Annotated in this window: 2 protein-coding genes; one reads left to right on the top strand and one right to left on the bottom strand. The window is 44.3% G+C overall.

Annotation, left to right across the window (positions count from 1 at the left end; all coding sequences use genetic code 11):
* Positions 1-1,116: 1,116 nt before the first annotated feature.
* On the top strand, positions 1,117-2,085 hold the full coding sequence (locus ACRD64_RS24860) for an ROK family protein (RefSeq protein WP_430937276.1): 969 nt from the start codon (positions 1,117-1,119) through the stop codon (positions 2,083-2,085).
* A gap of 601 nt (positions 2,086-2,686) precedes the next feature.
* On the opposite strand, the gene uvrB is transcribed toward ACRD64_RS24860, so the two are convergent.
* Positions 2,687-4,690, bottom strand: a complete 2,004-nt coding sequence (uvrB, locus tag ACRD64_RS24865; RefSeq protein WP_430937278.1) for an excinuclease ABC subunit UvrB — start codon at positions 4,688-4,690, stop codon at positions 2,687-2,689.
* Between the last annotated feature and the right edge of the window lie 886 nt (positions 4,691-5,576).

Raw genomic sequence — 5,576 nt, forward strand, 5'->3', positions numbered from 1 at the left:
GGCGGAAAATCGGCACATGGCACCCTCCGACCCTCACAGTGCAAAGGACTTCCCCTTTAGGGGCCAGGGGTGAACGGAGGCATGTTACATGAAAAAAGATGACCCGGATGAATTGAAGCAAAGCAACATCGTAAGGGGATTGCCATTAGATGGTATCCTTCCATTACCAATCCCCCTGCAAGGCTCTGTTTTTGGCCACTGTATTTAACGCCCCCTTTGCTAAGGGGGAGATTAGCCCTAAATTCATCACCTAGCTGTTGGAACGAAGAAGCCTGTCCCGATACAAAAAAAATCGTTTAAACGTTGGCGGAAAATCGGCACATGGCACCCTCTGACCCTCACAGTGCAAAGGACTTCCCCTTTAGGGGCCAGGGGTGAACGGAGGCATGTTACATGAAAAAAGATGACCCGGATGAATTGAAGCAAAGCAACATCGTAAGGGAGATTGACATTTACTTCTCCAGGACCAATCCCCCTGCAAGGCTTTAATTGCAGCATGAATATGTACCGCCCCCTTTGCTAAGGGGGAGATTAACCCTAAATTCATCACCTAGCTGTTGGAACGAAGAAGCCTGTCCCGATACAAAAAAAATCGTTTAAACGTTGGCGGAAAATCGGCACATGGCACCCTCTGACCCTCACAGTGCAAAGGACTTCCCCTTTAGGGGCCAGGGGTGAACGGAGGCATGTTACATGAAAAAAGATGACCCGGATGAATTGAAGCAAAGCAACATCGTAAGGGAGATTGACATTTACTTCTCCATTACCAATCCCCCTGCAAGGCTTTAATTGCAGCATGAATATGTACCGCCCCCTTTGCTAAGGGGGAGATTAACCCTAAATTCATCAACTACCTGTTGGATCGAAGTAGCCTGTCCGGCTTTAAACGAAAGCCGGTGGGATGAATAAAATGATCTATTCGGTTTAGGGTTTCTGTTTTTTTTCTATTTTTGAGTTATATAGGTTAAACATCCGGAACACTTTAGATCAAACCGATTTCGGAAATACCGGTATACTTGTCCGGGTATTGACGGATAATCTATATTTTTTATAATTTAAGTAGTATTACCTGTACAATAAATAATAACACATTTAAATCAAAAAACTTTATTAAACATGAAAAAAGTATCTGTAGGAGTAGATATAGGTGGAACCAACACCGCTATTGGGATTGTAGATGAATCCGGAAATGTAGTCACCAAAGGAGGTATTGAAACACCAAGCCACGGAGATATTGAAAAATATATGGACGATTTAGCAGCTGCCATTCGTGATTTGATTAGTTCGGCTGGAGAAATACTAACCGTATTAGGAATCGGGGTTGGTGCTCCAAACGGAAACTATTACAGCGGTACCATCGAATATGCGCCCAACTTGTCGTTCAAAGGCGTTATTCCCATGGTGGAACTATTGAAAAAACGCTTCCCTGAATTGGATTATATAGCATTAACAAACGATGCCAATGCTGCCACCATCGGAGAAATGATTTATGGAGGGGCCAAAGGCATGAAAAACTTTGTCATGTATACATTGGGCACAGGCGTAGGTTCCGGCATTGTTGTCAACGGAGATTTGGTGTACGGCCATGATGGTTTTGCCGGAGAATGCGGACATACTACTTTAATACCCGGCGGCAGAGATTGCGGTTGCGGGGCTAAAGGTCATTTAGAGGCATACTGTTCCGCGCCCGGAATGAAGCGTACCGCCTTTGAATTAATGGCCAAATACAATGCTACAGATTCTAAACTGGCAGATAAATCGTTTAACGAATTGGATTCTAAGATGATTTTTGATGCTGCGGAGGCCGGCGACAAAGTGGCTTTAGAGGTATTTGAGCTTACCGGAAAATATCTGGGACAAGGGTTAGCCGATACTGTTCACCATTTAAGCCCCGAAGCGATTTTCCTATTTGGAGGGCCTACTGCGGCAGGTGATTACATCTTTAAACCAACCAAAGAAAGCCTGGAAGAGCATTTGCTTCCTATCTTCACGGATAAAATAAAAATCCTTCCGTCTGAACTAAACAGTGGTGATGCTGCTATTGTGGGAGCAAGCGCCTTAGTTTATAAGGAAATGGAAAAATAATGAAGTCGAAAGTGAACATCAGTGAACAGTGAGAGGTTGAAAGGTAATGCCATTAACTTAATTCATATCGGCACCCTATCCCTGCACCTTTGGCGCTGCACTTCCCCCAAACCTATGGGCTAAAGGGAAACACTGATTGACATGGGGTAAAAAACAGTTACTTAAAAAAAGCTGTTTCTTTTCACGAGCGTATCTTATTCTTCCCCTGGTTTTGATACCGGGGGAAGTACCACGCCTAAGTGGGGCGAAGAAGATGTTTTTATAAGAAGTATTTACGCTATATACATGGCGCCTAAGTGGGGCGAAAAAATAGGATAGTTTATTTGTTAAATTAGAGGCAGTTGGGTGAAAGGTGCAGTGTTGGAATTTTTCCATGATTTGTATCTTACTTTTTAAGTATGTTATAGACCTATAAGCATCGTAGTACCTCGGAGCGTCACAGAGCTGGCGGATTGCAGCTTTCAGGCTACCGACTGAGGACTGCTGAGAAAGTAAGCCGTCGACTGATTTTCCATCAAAATTAAATTTCTTGCGAATGGGCGTCACCACGTTCCGACGTATACCGAATACTGAATGCCAAGCGCCGACCATTGACGGATAGCTACTTCTCCTTTAATAGCTTCTGTAATTTAAACATCTCATCCCGGTATTGGGCGGCAGTGATAAAGTCCAACTCTTTGGACGCTTTTTGCATGGCTTTTTTAACTTTCTCTATCGCTTTCTCAAGACCATCTTTACTCATATAACTTACTACAGGATCCGCTGCCACATCCACACCTTCCGGTTCAACATACGCTCTTTCTTCAACGGCACCCTTAGCCAGAACCCCGGTATGCTTCTTGTTGATTTGTTGTGGGGTGATTCCATGGTCTTCGTTATATTTTAATTGTTTTTCTCTTCGATGGTTGGTTGAATCGATGGTCTTCTGCATCGAATTCGTGACCTTATCTGCATACATAATCACCAAGCCATTGATGTTACGCGCAGCACGACCCGCTGTTTGCGTTAAGGAGCGTTCCGACCTTAGGAAACCTTCTTTGTCCGCGTCCAATATGGCCACCAATGACACTTCCGGTAAATCTAATCCTTCCCTTAATAAATTAACGCCCACGAGCACATCAAATATGCCTTTGCGCAGATTTTCCATAATTTCCACCCTATCCAGGGTATCCACATCGGAGTGAATATATTCGCAATTGATATTCAATTTTTGCAGGTACGAGGTTAACTCTTCCGCCATCCTTTTGGTCAGCGTGGTCACCAGCACCCTCTCTTTTACCGCTATACGCTTACGAATCTCTTCCAACAAGTTGTCAATCTGGTTCAGGCTCGGGCGAACCTCTATAATAGGATCCAACAGGCCCGTTGGACGAATCACTTGTTCCACAATAACTCCTTCGCTTTTTTCAATCTCGTAATCCGCAGGAGTGGCAGAAACATATATTGCCGTGTTCACAATATCCTCGAATTCTTCAAATTTCAGCGGTCTGTTATCCATTGCGGCCGGTAAGCGGAAGCCATGTTCCACCAATGTTTCCTTTCGCGATTTATCGCCGCCGTACATGGCTCTGATCTGTGGTATGGTCACATGGCTTTCATCGATCACCATGATAAAATCATCCGGGAAATAGTCCAACAAACAGAAGGGGCGTGTGCCTGCATTCCTTCCGTCAAAGTAACGCGAGTAGTTCTCGATACCCGGGCAATAGCCCAATTCGCGTATCATTTCCAAATCGTAGGTAACCCGCTCTTCGATGCGTTTAGCCTCAAGATGCTTCCCAATATCCTTTAAATAAGTAACATGATCCATCATATCGTCCTGGATCATTCTGATGGCCAACTGGGTGCGTTCTTTTGTGGTCACAAACAGGTTGGCCGGGTAAATCAATATGTTCTCCTGTTGCGAAATAGTGGTCCCCCCAACAGGATCAAAGATCGTGATCTCCTCTACTTCATCGCCCCAAAACCCGATACGGTATGCATTATCGGCATACGCCGGGAATATCTCTACGTTATCCCCTTTCACCCTAAAATTACCGTGATTGAACTCAACCTCATTCCTCGAATACAGACTATCCACCAATAACCTTAACAGCTGGTTTCTGCCTATATCCTGCCCCACCTGAAGGTTGACCACATTGGCATGGAAATCCTCAGGGTTTCCTATCCCATAAAGGCACGAAACGGAAGATACCACAATCACATCTTTTCTTCCAGAAAGAAGGGCCGAACTGGCACTAAGCCTTAATTTTTCAATCTCCTGATTAATCGATAAATCTTTTTCGATGTAAGTATCCGTTACCGGCAGATAAGCTTCGGGCTGGTAATAATCGTAATAAGAAACAAAATACTCGACGGCATTTTCCGGAAAGAAATTCTTAAACTCCCCATATAGCTGTGCTGCCAACGTTTTGTTATGACTAAGTACCAGGGTCGGCCTTTGCACTTTTTCGATGACATTGGCCACCGTAAAAGTTTTTCCCGAACCGGTAACACCTAACAATGTTTGATGCGGTATATTATCGTTGATTCCATGTACCAGTTGTTTGATCGCTTCTGGTTGATCACCCGTTGGCTTAAAATCCGATATAATTTTAAATTCCATATGAACTGCGCTAATGCGCTGAAAATATAAAAATTAAAATCCAATGCCAATCAATAGATGAAATAAAATGACAATAATTCTGAATGATTAAAGAAAACTTCCCCATAAGTATAGGGCATCTTTACCCATATTACTTTTTAATTAAACCAGGTGCCCATTTATTTTCATCGTGGTATTAGTTCACTGCCTGTGGGCCAATGCCGTTAAACCAAGTGGTATATTATTATATGTCTTGTAAGCAAACATCATCCAACCCTTCCTCCAGATAGCTCAGCGAAGGCCCGTCGTGATGGAAAGCGGTGCGAACGGAGGGGTGAATGGATCCTTCCCCCCTTGGAGACCTGTTCATATCTTTATTGTCGGGAAGGAGGGCAGTCTCGGATCAGTCTGACCGCCATAACCCTATGGGGGCGATTGACATTAGATGGCATCCCTCCAGGGCCAATCCCCCTGCAAGGCTCTGTTTTTAGCCACTGTATTTACCACCCCCTGTGCTAAGGGGGAAATTATTCCTAAACCCATTACCTATCTGTTGGAACGAAGTAACCTGTCCCGATACAAAAAAGATCGTTTAAACTTTGGCGGAAAATCGGCACATGGCACCCTCTGACCCTCACAGAGCATAGGCTTCCCCTTTAGGGGCCAGGGGTGAACGTAGCATGTTACATGAAAAATGATGACCCGGATGAAATGCAACAAAGCAACGTCGTAAGGGAGATTCACATTAGATGGTATCCCTCCAGGACCAATCCCCCTGCAAGGTTCTGTTTTTAGCCACTGTGTTTACCGCCCCCTTTGCTAAGGGGGAGATTATTCCTAAACCCATTACCTACCTGTTGGAACGAAGTAGCCTGTCCCGATACAAAGAAGATGATTTAACCGTTGG

It is taken from the genome of Saccharicrinis sp. 156 (assembly GCF_050589685.1).
In the GTDB taxonomy this organism is placed as follows: domain Bacteria; phylum Bacteroidota; class Bacteroidia; order Bacteroidales; family Marinilabiliaceae; genus Saccharicrinis.